A 13,277-nucleotide genomic window follows, 5' to 3' on the forward strand; every position below is an offset into this window, starting at 1 on the left:
GGGGCCGGCGCGGCGCCTGAGTACGCGTACTCACTTTCCGTAAAGGGGTCTGGGGTTTCGTTAAGGGCGGAGATGCGTCTAGAGTTAAAGGGACTTCAGTTCCATTTGGAGAGGGTGTGCCATGTTCACCACCGTCTGGACCGCGTCACCACAGCAGCCCAGCGAGGGCTTCACCCCCAACTGGTCCCGGGAGGGCTTCTGGCGCCAGTCGGTGCGCCAGACCGTCCGCCCCGGCGCGGGCGGCGACCGGCTCCGCATCCGCCTGTCGAACGCCTACGGCACCTCGCCCGTCCGCCTCGCGGGCGCCACCGTGGGCCGCTCCCGAGGAGGCGCCCGCGTACAGCCGCGATCGCTGCGCAGGCTCACCTTCCAGGGCGCCCGGGGCACCGAGATCCCCCCGCGCGGACAACTGCTGAGCGACCCGGCCGAACTCGCCGTGGACGCACACGAGCCGCTCGCCGTCACCCTGTACTTCGAGGCCGTCAGCGGCCCCGCCACCTTCCACGCGCAGGCCTTCACGACCAGCCACCGGGGCCCCGGCGACCTGCTCACGGACGTGTCCGGGGACGGCTTCGACGCGACGACCGAGTCCTGGTACTTCCTGACGGCCGTGGAGGTGGACGCCGGTCGCACCGACGCCGTCGCCCTCATCGGCGACTCGATCACCGACGGCTTCGGCTCCACGCCGGGCGCCGACCGCCGCTGGTCCGACGCGCTCGCCGCACGCACCGGGCGGCCCGTCCTCAACGCCGGGATCGGCGGCAACCTGCTGCTCAACGACTCGGCCTGGTACGGCGAGAAGGCCGTGCACCGGCTGCGCCGCGACGTCCTCCAGCACCCCGGGGTCGACACCCTCGTCGTCCTGCTGGGCCTCAACGACATCGGCTTCAGCGAGACGACCGAGCAGCCGACGTACCACCCGGCGCCGGTCGTGGAGGCCGCCGAACTGATCGAAGGGCACCGCGAGTTGCTGCGGCAGGCCCAAGGGCTGCGGGTGATCGGCGCGACCCTGCTGCCGTTCGGCGGCTCGGACCACTGGGGCGCGCACGCGGCGAAGGTGGGTCACGAGCTGAACGAATGGATCCGCGGCTCGGGGGAGTACGCGGAGGTCGTCGATCTCCACCGGGTGATGGCCGGCCCGGAGGACCCGGACCGGCTGCACCCGGCGTACGACTTCGGCGACCACCTGCACCCCAACGACGCCGGGTACGAGGTGATGGCCGAGGCCCTGGCGAGGATTCTCTAGGCCGGGACCGCGAAGTGGCGTCGCGCGGCAGGCCTCACTTCGCGGACCCGGCTAGGCCGGCCAGTACGTGCGCGACCACGACACCGGGCCGGGCTGGGGCAGGTGCCGGGCCGCGATGCGGGCCGGGTCGGACCAGGAGTCGCGGGGGGTGGGCGCGCCGGGCGGTGTCGCTGCCTCCGCCGCGGCGCGCGCCCGGACCACCGCCAGTGCGGCGGCCAGCTCCTCCGGCGTCGGGTTGCCCCGGACGACCTTGATGTTCATGTCCGCTCCCAGGGTGATCGGGCCTACAGGGGGATGTTGCCGTGCTTCTTCGGCGGCAGCGACTCCCGCTTGGTACGCAGCTGCCTGAGGCCCCGGACGATGTGGCGGCGGGTGTCGGACGGCATGATCACGGCGTCGACGTAACCGCGTTCGGCGGCGACGTAGGGGTTGAGGAGGGCCTCCTCGTACTCCCGCATCAGCCGGGCGCGGGCCGCCTCGGGATCGTCCGATTCGGCGATGGTGCGGCGGTGCAGGATGTTGACGGCGCCCTGGGCTCCCATGACGGCGATCTGAGCGGTGGGCCAGGCCAGGTTGAGGTCGGCACCGAGGTGCTTGGAGCCCATCACGTCGTAGGCGCCGCCGAACGCCTTGCGGGTGATCACCGTGATCAGCGGGACGGTGGCCTCGGCGTAGGCGTAGATCAGCTTGGCGCCGCGGCGGATGATGCCGTCGTGCTCCTGGTCGACGCCCGGGAGGAAGCCGGGGACGTCCACGAAGGTCAGCACGGGCACGTTGAAGGCGTCGCAGGTGCGCACGAAGCGGGCGGCCTTCTCGGAGGCCTGGATGTCCAGGCAGCCGGCGAACTGCATCGGCTGGTTGGCGACGACGCCGACCGGGGCGCCCTCCACGCGGCCGAAGCCGGTGATGATGTTCGGCGCGAACAGCGGCTGCGTCTCGAAGAACTCCGCGTCGTCCAGGACGTGCTCGATCACCGTGTGCATGTCGTAGGGCTGGTTCGCCGAGTCCGGCACGATCACGTCGAGTTCGCGGTCCTCGTCCGACACCTCCAGGTCGGCCTCCTCGGGGAACGCGGGAGGCTCGGAGAGGTTGTTGGACGGCAGGTACGACAGCAGCTGCTTGACGTACTCGATGGCGTCCTTCTCGTCGCCGGCCATGTGGTGCGCCACGCCCGAGGTGGAGTTGTGGGTGCGGGCGCCGCCCAGCTCCTCGAAGCCCACGTCCTCACCGGTGACGGTCTTGATGACGTCGGGACCGGTGATGAACATGTGCGAGGTCTGGTCGACCATCACCGTGAAGTCGGTGATCGCCGGGGAGTAGACCGCGCCGCCCGCGCAGGGGCCGACGACCAGGCTGATCTGCGGGATGACCCCGGAGGCGTGGGTGTTGCGGCGGAAGATCTCGCCGTACGCGCCGAGGGAGGCGACGCCTTCCTGGATGCGGGCGCCTCCGGAGTCGTTGATGCCGACGACCGGACAGCCGGTCTTCAGCGCGAAGTCCATGACCTTGACGATCTTCTGGCCGTAGACCTCGCCCAGCGCGCCGCCGAACACGGTGAAGTCCTGGGAGAACACCGCGACGGGGCGGCCGTCGACCGTGCCGTAACCGGTGACCACGCCGTCGCCGTAGGGGCGGTTGCTGTCCAGGCCGAAGTTGGTGGACCGGTGCCGGGCGAACTCGTCCAGTTCGACGAAGGAGCCCTCGTCCATGAGGAGTTCGATCCGTTCACGCGCCGTCAGCTTGCCCTTGGCGTGCTGCTTCTCGACGGCACGTTCCGAACCGGCGTGCGTGGCCTCCTGGATGCGGCGCTGGAGATCCGCGAGCTTGCCCGCGGTCGTATGAATGTCAGGCTGCTGCAGCTCTTCCGGCTCGGACATCGGGATTCGGCTCCCTGCCTGCTCAAAAGGGGGGACGGTTACTCATCCGTAGCGTAGTGGGGGGCCTACCGATCGGCAGTGCGGCGTTTACCACACCTAGGGTGGCTTGCATGACGCCGCGAGATGCTTCAGACGCGAACGACAACCGGTGGTCGGACCTCGACCGCCCGCCCCTCAACGCCGCGGCCCTGCGGCGGGCGCTGGTGCGCGAGGGCGGCCTGTGGTCGCAGGTGGACGTGGTGCAGCGGACCGGCTCCACCAACTCGGACCTGGTGGACCGGGCGGCCAAGGGCGAGGCCCGCGAGGGCGCCGTCCTGATCGCCGAGGAACAGACCGCCGGCCGGGGACGGCTCGACCGGCAGTGGACCGCGCCGCCCCGCTCCGGTCTCTTCTTCTCCATCCTGCTCAACCCCACCGAGGTGCCGGTGGCCCGCTGGGGCTGGCTGCCGCTGCTCACCGGCGTCGCCGTGGCGACCGGCCTGTCCCGGTCGGCGGGCGTCGACACGGCACTCAAGTGGCCCAACGACCTCCTGGTCACCGTCGGCGGCGAGGAACGCAAGACGGGCGGCATCCTCGCCGAGCGGGCCGGCGACGACGGCGTGGTGATCGGGGTCGGCGTCAACGTCTCCCTGCGCGCCGACGAGCTGCCGGTGCCGCAGGCCGGGTCGCTGGCCCTCGCCGGCGCCACCGGCACCGACCGCGACCCGATCCTCCGGGGCGTGCTTCGATCGCTCGAACAGTGGTACGTGAAGTGGCGGCGCACCGGCGGCGACCCCGCCGCCAGCGGCCTCCAGGAGACGTACGCGGCCGGCTGCGCGACCCTCGGACGAGTGGTCCGCGCGGAACTGCCCGGGGACCGCTCGATCAGCGGCGAGGCCGTCGCCGTGGACGGCGACGGGAGGCTGGTGCTCGCCACCGAGAACGGCGTGCAGGAACCCGTGGGAGCGGGGGACATCGTGCACCTGCGACCGGCGTGACACGGGGGCCGCCCACGCCCCCACCGGCCACGTCGGCGAGGGAGTGAGGTGGCCCACACCTGCCGTACAGTTGAGGCCGGTCGATACCTGACCGCGGCAGATCGGAAGGGCAACAGGCGTGACCGTCGACGACTCGGGCTCCGACACCGGCGCGCACGGCCGGGTCGACCCCGACCCCGCCGACTCCGGTGAGGACAACCCCCTCGCGCTGCGCCTCGAACAGCTCATCCTGGGCGCCGAGCGCCGCTACACCCCCTTCCAGGCGGCGCGCAGCGCGGGCGTCACCATGGAGCTGGCCACCCGATTCTGGCGCGCCATGGGCTTCGCCGACGTGGGGCAGGCCAAGGCGCTCACCGAGGCGGACGTGCTGGCGCTGCGGCGCCTGGCCGGTCTCGTGGAGGCCGGGCTGCTGAGCGAGGCCATGGCCGTGCAGGTGGCCCGGTCCACCGGGCAGACCACCGGCCGGCTCGCCGAGTGGCAGATCGACTCCTTCCTGGAGGGCCTGACCGAGCCGCCCGAGCCGGGCATGACCCGCACCGAGGTGACGTACCCGATCGTCGAGCTGCTCCTGCCCGAGCTGGAGGAGTTCCTCGTCTACGTGTGGCGGCGCCAGCTCGCCGCGTCGGCCGGCCGCGTCGTGCAGGCCGCCGACGACGAGGAGATGGTCGACCGGCGCCTCGCCGTCGCCTTCGCGGACCTCGTCGGCTTCACCCGGCTGACCCGCCGCATGGAGGAGGAGGAGCTCGGCGAGCTGGTCGAGGCCTTCGAGACGACCGCCGCCGACCTCGTGGCCGCCCGCGGCGGGCGGCTCATCAAGACGCTCGGCGACGAGGTGCTGTACGTGGCCGACGACGCGGGCACCGCCGCGGAGATCGCCCTGCGCCTCATCGAGACCATGGCGCACGACGAGACCATGCCGGAGCTGCGCGTGGGCATGGCGTTCGGCACGGTCACCACCCGGATGGGCGATGTCTTCGGCACCACCGTGAACCTCGCCTCCCGGCTGACGTCGATAGCGCCCCGGGACGCGGTCCTCGTCGACAGCGCCTTCGCCGAGGAACTCGTCCGCACCGGCGACGCCCCCGCCTCGGAGGCGGCGGCAGCGGAGGCCGCGGCCGCCGCCGAGAAGGAGGGCGAGGAACCCCCGTCCTACCGCTGCGCGCTCCAGCCGATGTGGCAGCGCCCGGTGCGTGGCCTGGGCGTGGTCGAACCGTGGCTGCTGACGAGGCGGAACGGGGCGTCGTCGGCGGGATAGCGGTCGGGAGGCCCGGGCGCCGGGGCGCCTGCGGCGTGGGTGAGTCGGATGGCCCTCCCGGTCACCAGTCGCCGAGGTTCAGGTCCACGCAGACGCCGATGACCGGTACGCAGAGGCCGGGTCGGTCCGCGTCGGGCGGTGCCGGGGGCGGCGGGCTCGACTGCGGGGGCCTGCTGGTCGCCGGCGGGCGGGGTGCGCTGCTGGTCGGCGCCGGGGCGGTGGTCTCTTCGGGTGCCGGGCGAGCGGCCGGGCCGTCGGAGGCCTGCGGGGCGGTCGGAGCCGCCGGGGGTGTGCTGTCGCCGGGGGCGGTCGCGGTGGCGCCCGGTGCGGGAATGGCGCCGTCGGGCAGCGGGCTCGGGCTCGCGCCGCCGAGTACCGCAGGTGGGAAGGACGGGCTCATCCGGGGCACATCAGAAGCGCCGCCCTCGACGGGGAGCGTCGCCCGGCCCGTGACGGGTCCGGAGCCCCGCCCGGGTGCCGCCTCGGCCACGTCCACGCTCCCGACCCCCGACTCGGGCGTCAGCCGTACGAGACCCAGGGCGCCGGTCGCCAGGACGATGCCGCCGGCGGCGAGGAGCAGCTTGCGGGGGTGGCGACGGGGACGGCGGTGCCGGCCGCGGGGACCCCGGCCGGTGTCAGCGGCAGGGGCCGGTGCTGGCGCTGGAGCTGGGCCAGAAGCTGGGGCTCGGGCGGGGGCGGGACCGGTGCCGAGGGCGGTGCGGGCCTGGCCGGGGGCCGGCTCCGGGTTCGGCACCGGCGCTTGCTCGGGGACCTGTTCGGGGACGTGTTCGTGGACCTGTTCGGGGTCCTCGTGGGGGTCCCCGTCGCGTTCCTCGCCCGGGCCCCCGTCAGGGCTCCCGCCGGGGCCCTCTCCGGTGCTCTGTCCGCCGTGTCCGCCGTCCTGCCCGCCTTCGGGTCCCGGGACGGTCTGCGGCTCACTCCCGGCGGCCTGCGGCTCGCTCCCGGCGGTCTGCGGTCCGTCCCCGGCGCTCTGCGGTTCATCCCCGGCGGTCTGCGCCGACGGGACCGAAGCCGGTGCGGGTGCGGGCCGGTCCCCGTCCGCCGGCCGCTCGGGCGCGCGTTCTGCCGCCTCCGCGGGCCGGCCACTGTCCGCCGCCCGTTCCGCCGCAGCCGCAGGCTCGCCGGCCGTCCGGGACCCTGCATCCGCGGGCCGGCCACCGTCCGCCGCGCGCTCCGCCGCAGCCGCAGGCCCGGCCACCTCCCCGGCCCCCGGCGTCCCCGGGCGGTCCATCGCCCCGTCCACCGCCCCCGGCGTGTCCGGCCCTGCCGTACCCGGCGTATGCGTAGTCATCGTGCTCCCTCCCCACCCACGCACGCCCCCCAATGCGCCGTGGTGAACGCACGCTATGGGGCGGGTGGGTGATGCGGCGCAGGGTTGACCCGATGTCACTCGAACGGGTGGACGGGGCGTGACAAAGGCGTCGACGGGGGCCCGGGGTTTCGCCGTGCGCGTCCGGCTGCGATGATCGGGCCAGTCTTGTTAACCCGCGTTAACCGGGAGGGTGTCATGAGTGAGGAGCGGTTCGGGGAGTTCGTGCTGGTGCGGCGGCACGAGCACGTCGCGGAGCTGGCCCTCGACCGGCCCAAGGCCATGAACGCCGTCTCGACCGGCATGGCCCGGTCCCTCGCCGCCGCCTGCACGGCCCTCGGCGAGGACAGGAGCGTACGCGTCGTCGTCCTGACCTCCACGCACGAGCGGGCGTTCTGCGTCGGGGCCGACCTGAAGGAGCGCAACTCCTTCACCGACGCCGACCTGATGCGCCAGCGCCCGGTCGCGCGCGCCGCGTACACCGGCGTGCTGGAGCTGCCGATGCCGACGATCGCGGCGGTGCACGGATTCGCGCTGGGCGGCGGTTTCGAGCTGGCGCTGTCCTGCGACCTGATCGTGGCCGACCGTACGGCCGTGGTGGGGCTCCCCGAGGTGTCCGTGGGGGTCATCCCGGGCGGCGGCGGTACACAGCTGCTGCCGCGGCGGGTCGGCGCTGCCCGGGCGGCGGAGCTGATCTTCTCGGCGCGGCGTCTTGAGGCCCCGGAGGCGCGTGAGCTGGGGTTGGTGGACGAGCTGGTGGACGAGGGCGAGGACCGTTCGGCGGCGCTGGCGCTGGCGGCCCGTATCGCGGCGAACTCGCCGGTGGGGCTGCGCGCCGCCAAGCGGGCGCTGCGGCTCGGGCACGGCCTGGACCTGCGGGCGGGCCTGGAGGTCGAGGACGCGGCCTGGCGCTCGGTGGCGTTCTCGGCGGACCGGGCGGAGGGCGTGGCGGCCTTCAACGAGAAGCGCGCGCCGCAGTGGCCGGGGGAGTAGTCCGCACCCGGCCGTAGTGGCGTCCCGGGGCCGGGCTCCCAAGGGCTGCCGACCCGCACAATCGGCCCAACCCCAGAACGCCGACATCCCGATTGCCTCCGATTGTCCCTAGCCTGGAGTGATGGGTGAGGACAGGCGGCTCACGGCCGTGGTGGCGCTGGCGCAGGGCATGGCCGCCGCACACGACGTGCGTGAGACGTGGCGGGCGGCGGCCGTCGGCGCGTGCGACGCGCTGGGCGGGAACTTCGCGGCGCTGTCGGTGTGGGAACGCGAGCTGGGCCGGCTGCGCGTCCTCGTCAACGTCGGGCACCGCGCGGCCGGGGAGGAGGAGTTCCCGGAGAACGAGGCGTACCCCGTGCACCAGTTCCCGGAGATCACCGAGTTCCTGCACGAGCGGTGGGCGCAGGGCGGTGAGCCCGACGCCTGGGTGGAGACGGTGGAGGGGCCCGCGGCCGACCGCCGCCCCGGCTACGTCCATCAGCGCGTCGCCGCGCTGCGCCGCCGGGGACGGGGCTGCTGCGTCGTCGCGCCGATCGTGCTGCACGGCCGGGCCTGGGGCGAGCTGTACGTGGCGCGGCCGGTGGGCGAGCCGGTCTTCGAGCGGTCCGACGCCGACTTCGCCACCGTCCTGGCGTCCGTCGTGGCCGCCGGGCTCGCGCAGACCGAGCGGATCGAGGAGGCCAGGCGGCTGGCGTTCACCGACGCGCTCACCGGGCTCGCCAACCGCCGTGCCGTCGACGTAGGGCTGGAGGAGGCGGTCGAGCGGTACCGCGCGGACGGTGTGGTCGTCAGCCTCGTCGTCTGCGACCTGAACGGGCTCAAGCGCGTCAACGACACCCAGGGGCACGCCGTCGGCGACCGCCTGCTGGAACGTTTCGGGTCCGTGCTGTCGCTGTGCGGGGCGATACTGCCGGGCGCGCTGGCGGCCCGGCTCGGCGGCGACGAGTTCTGTCTGCTCGCGGTCGGGCCGTCCGCCGACGAGGTCGTCAAGGTGGCCGACGAACTGTGCCGTCGCGCCGCCGAGTTGGAGCTCGGCGAGGGCGTGGCCTGCGGGGTCGCCTCCACCGAGGACCCGATCGGGGAGGTGCGCTCGGCCCGGCGGCTGTTCCGGCTCGCGGACGCCGCCCAGTACCAGGCCAAGGCCGTACGGGCCACCAGGCCGGTGGTGGCCGGGCGGGAGGGCCCCGACGATCCGGTGGTCCGGCTCGCGGACTCGCCCTCCGGGGAGCGGAACGGCGAGCGCCGCCGCTTCCGGGGCCGTCACGCGCCCCCCGAGTGAGCCGGCGCGTGTGACCTGCCGGCCCTGTGTGACCTATCGGTAAGGGGTGAGCTCCGCCCCCAGTGGTGACAGTCTTGAATTCAGTGCGTACGCTCCTGAATATGGATATGCACACTGTGGTGAACGGGGACGGCGCGCAGCGCGGCCGGGAGACCGTCGTGATGGGCACCGGACCGGCGTCCGGCGTGACCACGGCCGACGTGCTCGCCGTGGCGCGCGGCGGTGCCCGCGTCGAGCTGTCGTCCGAGGCCGTGGCCGCACTCGCCGCGGCCCGCGAGATCGTGGACGCCCTGGCGGCCAAGCCCGACCCCGTCTACGGCGTGAGCACCGGCTTCGGCGCCCTGGCGACCCGGCACATCAGCCCGGAGCTGCGCGCCCAGCTGCAGCGCAACATCGTCCGCTCGCACGCCGCCGGCATGGGCCCGCGTGTCGAGCGGGAAGTCGTCCGGGCCCTGATGTTCCTGCGGCTCAAGACCGTCTGCTCCGGGCACACCGGCGTCCGCCCCGAGGTCGCGCAGACCATGGCCGACGTCCTCAACGCCGGGATCACCCCGGTCGTGCACGAGTACGGCTCGCTGGGCTGCTCCGGCGACCTCGCGCCGCTGTCCCACTGCGCGCTCACGCTGATGGGCGAGGGCGACGCCGAGGGCCCCGACGGTGTCGTACGGCCCGCCGGTGAACTCCTCGCCGAGCACGGCATCCGGCCCGTCGAACTCCGCGAGAAGGAGGGCCTCGCGCTCCTCAACGGCACCGACGGCATGCTCGGCATGCTGATCATGGCCCTCGCCGACCTCGACACCCTCTACAAGTCCGCCGACGTCACGGCCGCCCTGTCGCTGGAGGCCCTGCTCGGCACGGACAAGGTCCTCGCCCCCGAACTGCACGCCATCCGGCCGCACCCCGGCCAGGCCGCCAGCGCCGCCAACATGGCCGCCGTACTGAAGGGTTCGGGCCTGACCGGCCACCACCAGGACGACGCCCCGCGCGTCCAGGACGCCTACTCGGTGCGCTGCGCCCCGCAGGTCGCCGGCGCCGGCCGCGACACCATGGCGCACGCCCGCCTGGTCGCCGAGCGCGAACTGGCGGCCGCCGTCGACAATCCGGTCGTGCTGCCCGACGGCCGCGTCGAGTCCAACGGCAACTTCCACGGCGCCCCGGTCGCCTACGTCCTGGACTTCCTCGCCGTCGCCGTCGCCGACCTCGGCTCCATCGCCGAGCGCCGCACCGACCGGCTGCTGGACAAGAACCGCAGCCACGGCCTGCCGCCGTTCCTCGCCGACGACGCGGGCGTGGACTCGGGCCTGATGATCGCTCAGTACACGCAGGCCGCCCTGGTCAGTGAGCTGAAGCGGCTCGCCGTACCGGCGTCCGCCGACTCGATCCCGTCCTCCGCGATGCAGGAGGACCACGTGTCCATGGGCTGGTCGGCGGCCCGCAAGCTGCGCACCGCCGTGGACAACCTCACCCGCGTCATCGCCGTCGAGCTGTACGCCGCGACCCGCGCCGTCCAGCTCCGCGAGGGCCTCACCCCGTCCCCGGCCACGCGGGCCGTCATCGAGGCCGCGCGCGAGGCCGGCGTGCAGGGGCCGGGCCCGGACCGCTTCCTGGCGCCGGACCTGGCGGCGGCGGAGACGTTCGTACGGGAGGGGCGGGTCGTCGCGGCGGTGGAGAAGGTCGTCGGCCCGCTGAAGTAACCGATGTGGTGACCGACCGGGCCGGGGCCCCGCCGCACGGCGGGGCCCCGCTCATGTCTTCGCCCGGCGAGCCGGCCGACTGCCCTTCGAGAACCTGGCCGACGGCAACCTGGCCGACGGCCCTTCAAGAACCTGGCCCCCGGCCCTTCGAGCCCCGCCTACGGCCCTTCGGAAGGACCGTCGAGTGCGTCAGAAACCAAGGCGTTCGCGGCGTACGGAATACACCACGAAGCCCGCGCCGAGGGTGAGGGACAGCGTGCCGCCGACGACGTACGGCGTGCTGTCGAAACTGCCGGTGTCGGCCAGCCGGACATCCTCCTGCCCGATGTCGGAGGCATCCGCCGCGGCGACCCTCGCCTGTGTCGTGACCTGGGGCGCGGGGTTCGACGACGACAGCGCTCTGGCCGGACTCTCCGCCGTCGCGTTCGCGGACGGAACGAACCACAGGGCGCCCAGCAGGGTGCCCGCGGCGGTGGCGGTCAGCAACGATCGGCGAGCGGATGACACGGAATATCGATCCCCTTGTGGCGCTGGCGAATTGGCCGTGGAGAGGATGTTAGTGAAAGGCGCGGGTCACGGGAAAGTGACAGGGACCGGGGGCCGTACGCTCCGGGCATGACCACTGAAGAGACATCACGTTTTGTGCGTGTTCGCGTGGAACTCGTTCTCGAAGTAGAGGACGAGGCCGCTCTGACCGGAGCCGCGCTCGCCCGGATCGCCGGCGACGCCGGGATGCCCGAGGCGGAGCGGGCGCACGCCGAGGGCGCTGTGACGGAAGACACCGCGGAGGCCCTCGCCCATCTCGTCGACCCGTTCGACCTGGTCAGCGAGGTGCCGGGGGTGGCACTCCAGCAGGCCTCGTGGAGCGGTGAGCGGATCGACTACGACCCTGACTCGCCCGACTGGGACCTGGACGAGGATGATGGCGCGCAGGACGACGAAGAAGAGGCGGTCGGCTGACGGCTCGGGGAAATTGGTGACCCCGGGCGGCAACCGCCACCCGGGGTTTCGTCGTCTCAAGGGGCGCACAGACCGACCCCCGCACCCGCTCGCCGTCCGGCGACGTGGTGTGCCCCACACATCAGGGGAATGTGGAACGGGACGCACCGGTCGTAGCGTTGAAGGTTCTTGACGGGGACTCTCGGGGTTTTTCGGGATTCGGCAACGATGGAGAAGCGTGTGATGACGGACAGTAAGCGGCGCAGGGGCCTCACGGTCGCGTCCGCACTGCTCGGCGGAGTACTGGTGCTCTCGGCCTGTTCCGGCGGCGAGGGCGCCTCGGCCAGCGACGGGGGCAAGGGTGGTGACGCCTCCTCCCAGGCCAAGGTGGACGAGGCGGCGGCCGAGAAGAGCTCCGAGGCCCAGATCAAGATCACACCGAAGGACGGCTCGAACAACGCCTCCATCAACAACTCCGCCACCGTCACCGTGAGCAAGGGCACGCTCACCGAGGTGACGATGACGACGTCGGACGGCACGACCGTCCAGGGCGAGATATCCGCCGACAAGACGAGCTGGAAGCCCAGCGTCCAGCTGGAGCGCGCCACCACCTACAAGCTCTCGGCGAGCGCCACGGACTCCGAGGGCCGCGCCGCCCACGAGAACGCCTCGTTCACGACGGTCTCGCCGGACAACAGCTTCATCGGCAACTTCACGCCGGACGACGGCACAACCGTCGGCGTCGGCATGCCCGTGTCGATCAACTTCGACAAGGCGATCACCAACAAGGCGGCCGTCCAGAAGGGCATCACCGTCAGCGCCAGTAGCGGCCAGGAGGTCGCCTGCCACTGGTTCAACGCCAACCGCATGGACTGCCGCCCCGAGGACTACTGGCAGGAGAACCAGACCGTCACCCTGAAGCTCGCCCTGGACGGCGTCGAGGGCGCCGAGGGCGTCTACGGCGTCCAGCAGAAGACGGTCACCTTCACCATCGGCCGCAACCAGGTCTCCTACGTCGACGCGAAGACCAAGCAGATGAAGGTCACGCAGGACGGCAAGACCATCCGGACGATCCCGATCTCCGCCGGCTCGCCCGAGAACAAGACGTACGAGGGCCAGATGGTGATCTCCGAGAAGTTCAAGGAGACCCGGATGAACGGTGCCACGGTCGGCTTCACCGACGACGACGGCAAGGGCGAGTACGACATCAAGGACGTGCCGCACGCCATGCGCCTGACCAGCTCCGGCACCTTCATCCACGGCAACTACTGGGGCGCGCCGTCCGTCTTCGGCAACGCCAACACCAGCCACGGCTGTGTCGGCCTGCAGGACAAGAAGGGCGCGAACGACCCGAAGACGCCGGGCGGCTGGTTCTACAACAACACGATGCTCGGTGACGTGGTCGTCGTGCAGAACACCGGCGACAAGACCGTCGCCCCGGACAACGGCCTCAACGGCTGGAACATGAGCTGGGACCAGTGGAAGGCGGGCTCGGCGGTCTGACGCCGGCCTTCCCCTCCGAATCCTGTCGACCGGTGCCGCCCCTCGGGGCGGCACCGGTGTTTTCTTTCCGGGCCGTCCGGCGACGTCCTGCTCGACGGCGCCGACCTGGCCCCGCCGCCCGAGACGAACGCGTCAACCACGCGAACGTGTAACGGAGTTCGCGCGGTCGCGTTACGGACGGCAG

At 72.6% G+C, this 13,277-nt stretch carries 12 protein-coding genes; 8 read left to right on the forward strand and 4 right to left on the reverse strand.

The genetic code is table 11. The features are described from left to right. Positions 1–121 precede the first annotated feature (121 nt). Entirely contained in the window at positions 122–1,246 is a 1,125-nt protein-coding gene (locus QC282_RS06635; protein WP_279548270.1) for an SGNH/GDSL hydrolase family protein, read from the forward strand. A gap of 51 nt (positions 1,247–1,297) precedes the next feature. Here the strand turns inward: QC282_RS06635 and QC282_RS06640 are convergent, their stop codons facing one another. Both QC282_RS06640 and QC282_RS06645 read right to left on the reverse strand, forming a co-directional pair. Further along, complete coding sequence (locus tag QC282_RS06640; protein ID WP_279548271.1) at positions 1,298–1,507, reverse strand: acyl-CoA carboxylase epsilon subunit; 210 nt, start codon at positions 1,505–1,507, stop codon at positions 1,298–1,300. A 23-nt stretch (positions 1,508–1,530) separates the two neighbouring features. Then, positions 1,531–3,123 (reverse strand): acyl-CoA carboxylase subunit beta, encoded by a 1,593-nt coding sequence (locus tag QC282_RS06645; protein WP_279548272.1) that lies wholly within the window; start codon positions 3,121–3,123, stop codon positions 1,531–1,533. Between the two features lie 110 nt (positions 3,124–3,233). Between QC282_RS06645 and QC282_RS06650 the strand changes: the two genes are divergently transcribed. Both QC282_RS06650 and QC282_RS06655 read left to right on the forward strand, forming a co-directional pair. After that, positions 3,234–4,100, forward strand: coding sequence for a biotin--[acetyl-CoA-carboxylase] ligase (locus QC282_RS06650; protein ID WP_279548273.1), 867 nt, complete (start codon positions 3,234–3,236; stop codon positions 4,098–4,100). Between the two features lie 118 nt (positions 4,101–4,218). Continuing rightward, positions 4,219–5,355, forward strand: a complete 1,137-nt coding sequence (locus QC282_RS06655) for an adenylate/guanylate cyclase domain-containing protein (RefSeq protein WP_279548274.1) — start codon at positions 4,219–4,221, stop codon at positions 5,353–5,355. A 61-nt stretch (positions 5,356–5,416) separates the two neighbouring features. Here QC282_RS06655 and QC282_RS06660 read toward each other — a convergent pair whose 3' ends face one another. Further along, positions 5,417–5,755 carry a hypothetical protein gene (locus QC282_RS06660; protein ID WP_279548275.1) on the reverse strand — a complete coding sequence of 113 codons (339 nt, stop codon included), beginning with the start codon at positions 5,753–5,755 and terminating at the stop codon, positions 5,417–5,419. Between the two features lie 1,128 nt (positions 5,756–6,883). Between QC282_RS06660 and QC282_RS06665 the strand changes: the two genes are divergently transcribed. The 3 genes from QC282_RS06665 (at position 6,884) to hutH (ending at position 10,651) form a co-directional block, all read left to right on the forward strand. Further along, positions 6,884–7,678 (forward strand): enoyl-CoA hydratase/isomerase family protein, encoded by a 795-nt coding sequence (locus QC282_RS06665; RefSeq protein ID WP_279548276.1) that lies wholly within the window; start codon positions 6,884–6,886, stop codon positions 7,676–7,678. A gap of 121 nt (positions 7,679–7,799) precedes the next feature. Continuing rightward, positions 7,800–8,957, forward strand: a complete 1,158-nt coding sequence (locus tag QC282_RS06670; protein ID WP_279548277.1) for a sensor domain-containing diguanylate cyclase — start codon at positions 7,800–7,802, stop codon at positions 8,955–8,957. Positions 8,958–9,064: 107 nt separating this feature from the next. Then, a complete protein-coding gene (gene hutH / locus QC282_RS06675) occupies positions 9,065–10,651 on the forward strand; it encodes a histidine ammonia-lyase (RefSeq protein WP_279548431.1) in 1,587 nt (528 codons plus the stop codon). A gap of 189 nt (positions 10,652–10,840) precedes the next feature. Here hutH and QC282_RS06680 read toward each other — a convergent pair whose 3' ends face one another. Next, positions 10,841–11,158 carry a hypothetical protein gene (locus QC282_RS06680; protein ID WP_279548278.1) on the reverse strand — a complete coding sequence of 106 codons (318 nt, stop codon included), beginning with the start codon at positions 11,156–11,158 and terminating at the stop codon, positions 10,841–10,843. A 108-nt stretch (positions 11,159–11,266) separates the two neighbouring features. Between QC282_RS06680 and QC282_RS06685 the strand changes: the two genes are divergently transcribed. Both QC282_RS06685 and QC282_RS06690 read left to right on the forward strand, forming a co-directional pair. Next, positions 11,267–11,611, forward strand: a complete 345-nt coding sequence (locus QC282_RS06685; protein ID WP_279548279.1) for a hypothetical protein — start codon at positions 11,267–11,269, stop codon at positions 11,609–11,611. 222 nt (positions 11,612–11,833) lie between these two features. Then, entirely contained in the window at positions 11,834–13,093 is a 1,260-nt protein-coding gene (locus QC282_RS06690; RefSeq protein WP_279548280.1) for an Ig-like domain-containing protein, read from the forward strand. Positions 13,094–13,277: the final 184 nt, after the last annotated feature.

Origin of the sequence: Streptomyces sp. DH24 (assembly GCF_029813775.1) — a bacterium.
Classification (GTDB): Bacteria; Actinomycetota; Actinomycetes; order Streptomycetales; family Streptomycetaceae; genus Streptomyces.

Excerpts from the sequence above, each read along its gene's own strand:
- QC282_RS06635 (WP_279548270.1), top strand. The coding sequence starts at position 122 with ATGTTCACCACCGTCTGGACCGCGTCACCACAGCAGCCCAGCGAGGGC.
- QC282_RS06640 (WP_279548271.1), bottom strand. The coding sequence starts at position 1,507 with ATGAACATCAAGGTCGTCCGGGGCAACCCGACGCCGGAGGAGCTGGCC.
- QC282_RS06645 (WP_279548272.1), bottom strand. The coding sequence starts at position 3,123 with ATGTCCGAGCCGGAAGAGCTGCAGCAGCCTGACATTCATACGACCGCG.
- QC282_RS06650 (WP_279548273.1), top strand. The coding sequence starts at position 3,234 with ATGACGCCGCGAGATGCTTCAGACGCGAACGACAACCGGTGGTCGGAC.
- QC282_RS06660 (WP_279548275.1), bottom strand. The coding sequence starts at position 5,755 with ATGAGCCCGTCCTTCCCACCTGCGGTACTCGGCGGCGCGAGCCCGAGC.
- QC282_RS06665 (WP_279548276.1), top strand. The coding sequence starts at position 6,884 with ATGAGTGAGGAGCGGTTCGGGGAGTTCGTGCTGGTGCGGCGGCACGAG.
- QC282_RS06670 (WP_279548277.1), top strand. The coding sequence starts at position 7,800 with ATGGGTGAGGACAGGCGGCTCACGGCCGTGGTGGCGCTGGCGCAGGGC.
- hutH (WP_279548431.1), top strand. The coding sequence starts at position 9,065 with ATGCACACTGTGGTGAACGGGGACGGCGCGCAGCGCGGCCGGGAGACC.
- QC282_RS06685 (WP_279548279.1), top strand. The coding sequence starts at position 11,267 with ATGACCACTGAAGAGACATCACGTTTTGTGCGTGTTCGCGTGGAACTC.
- QC282_RS06690 (WP_279548280.1), top strand. The coding sequence starts at position 11,834 with ATGACGGACAGTAAGCGGCGCAGGGGCCTCACGGTCGCGTCCGCACTG.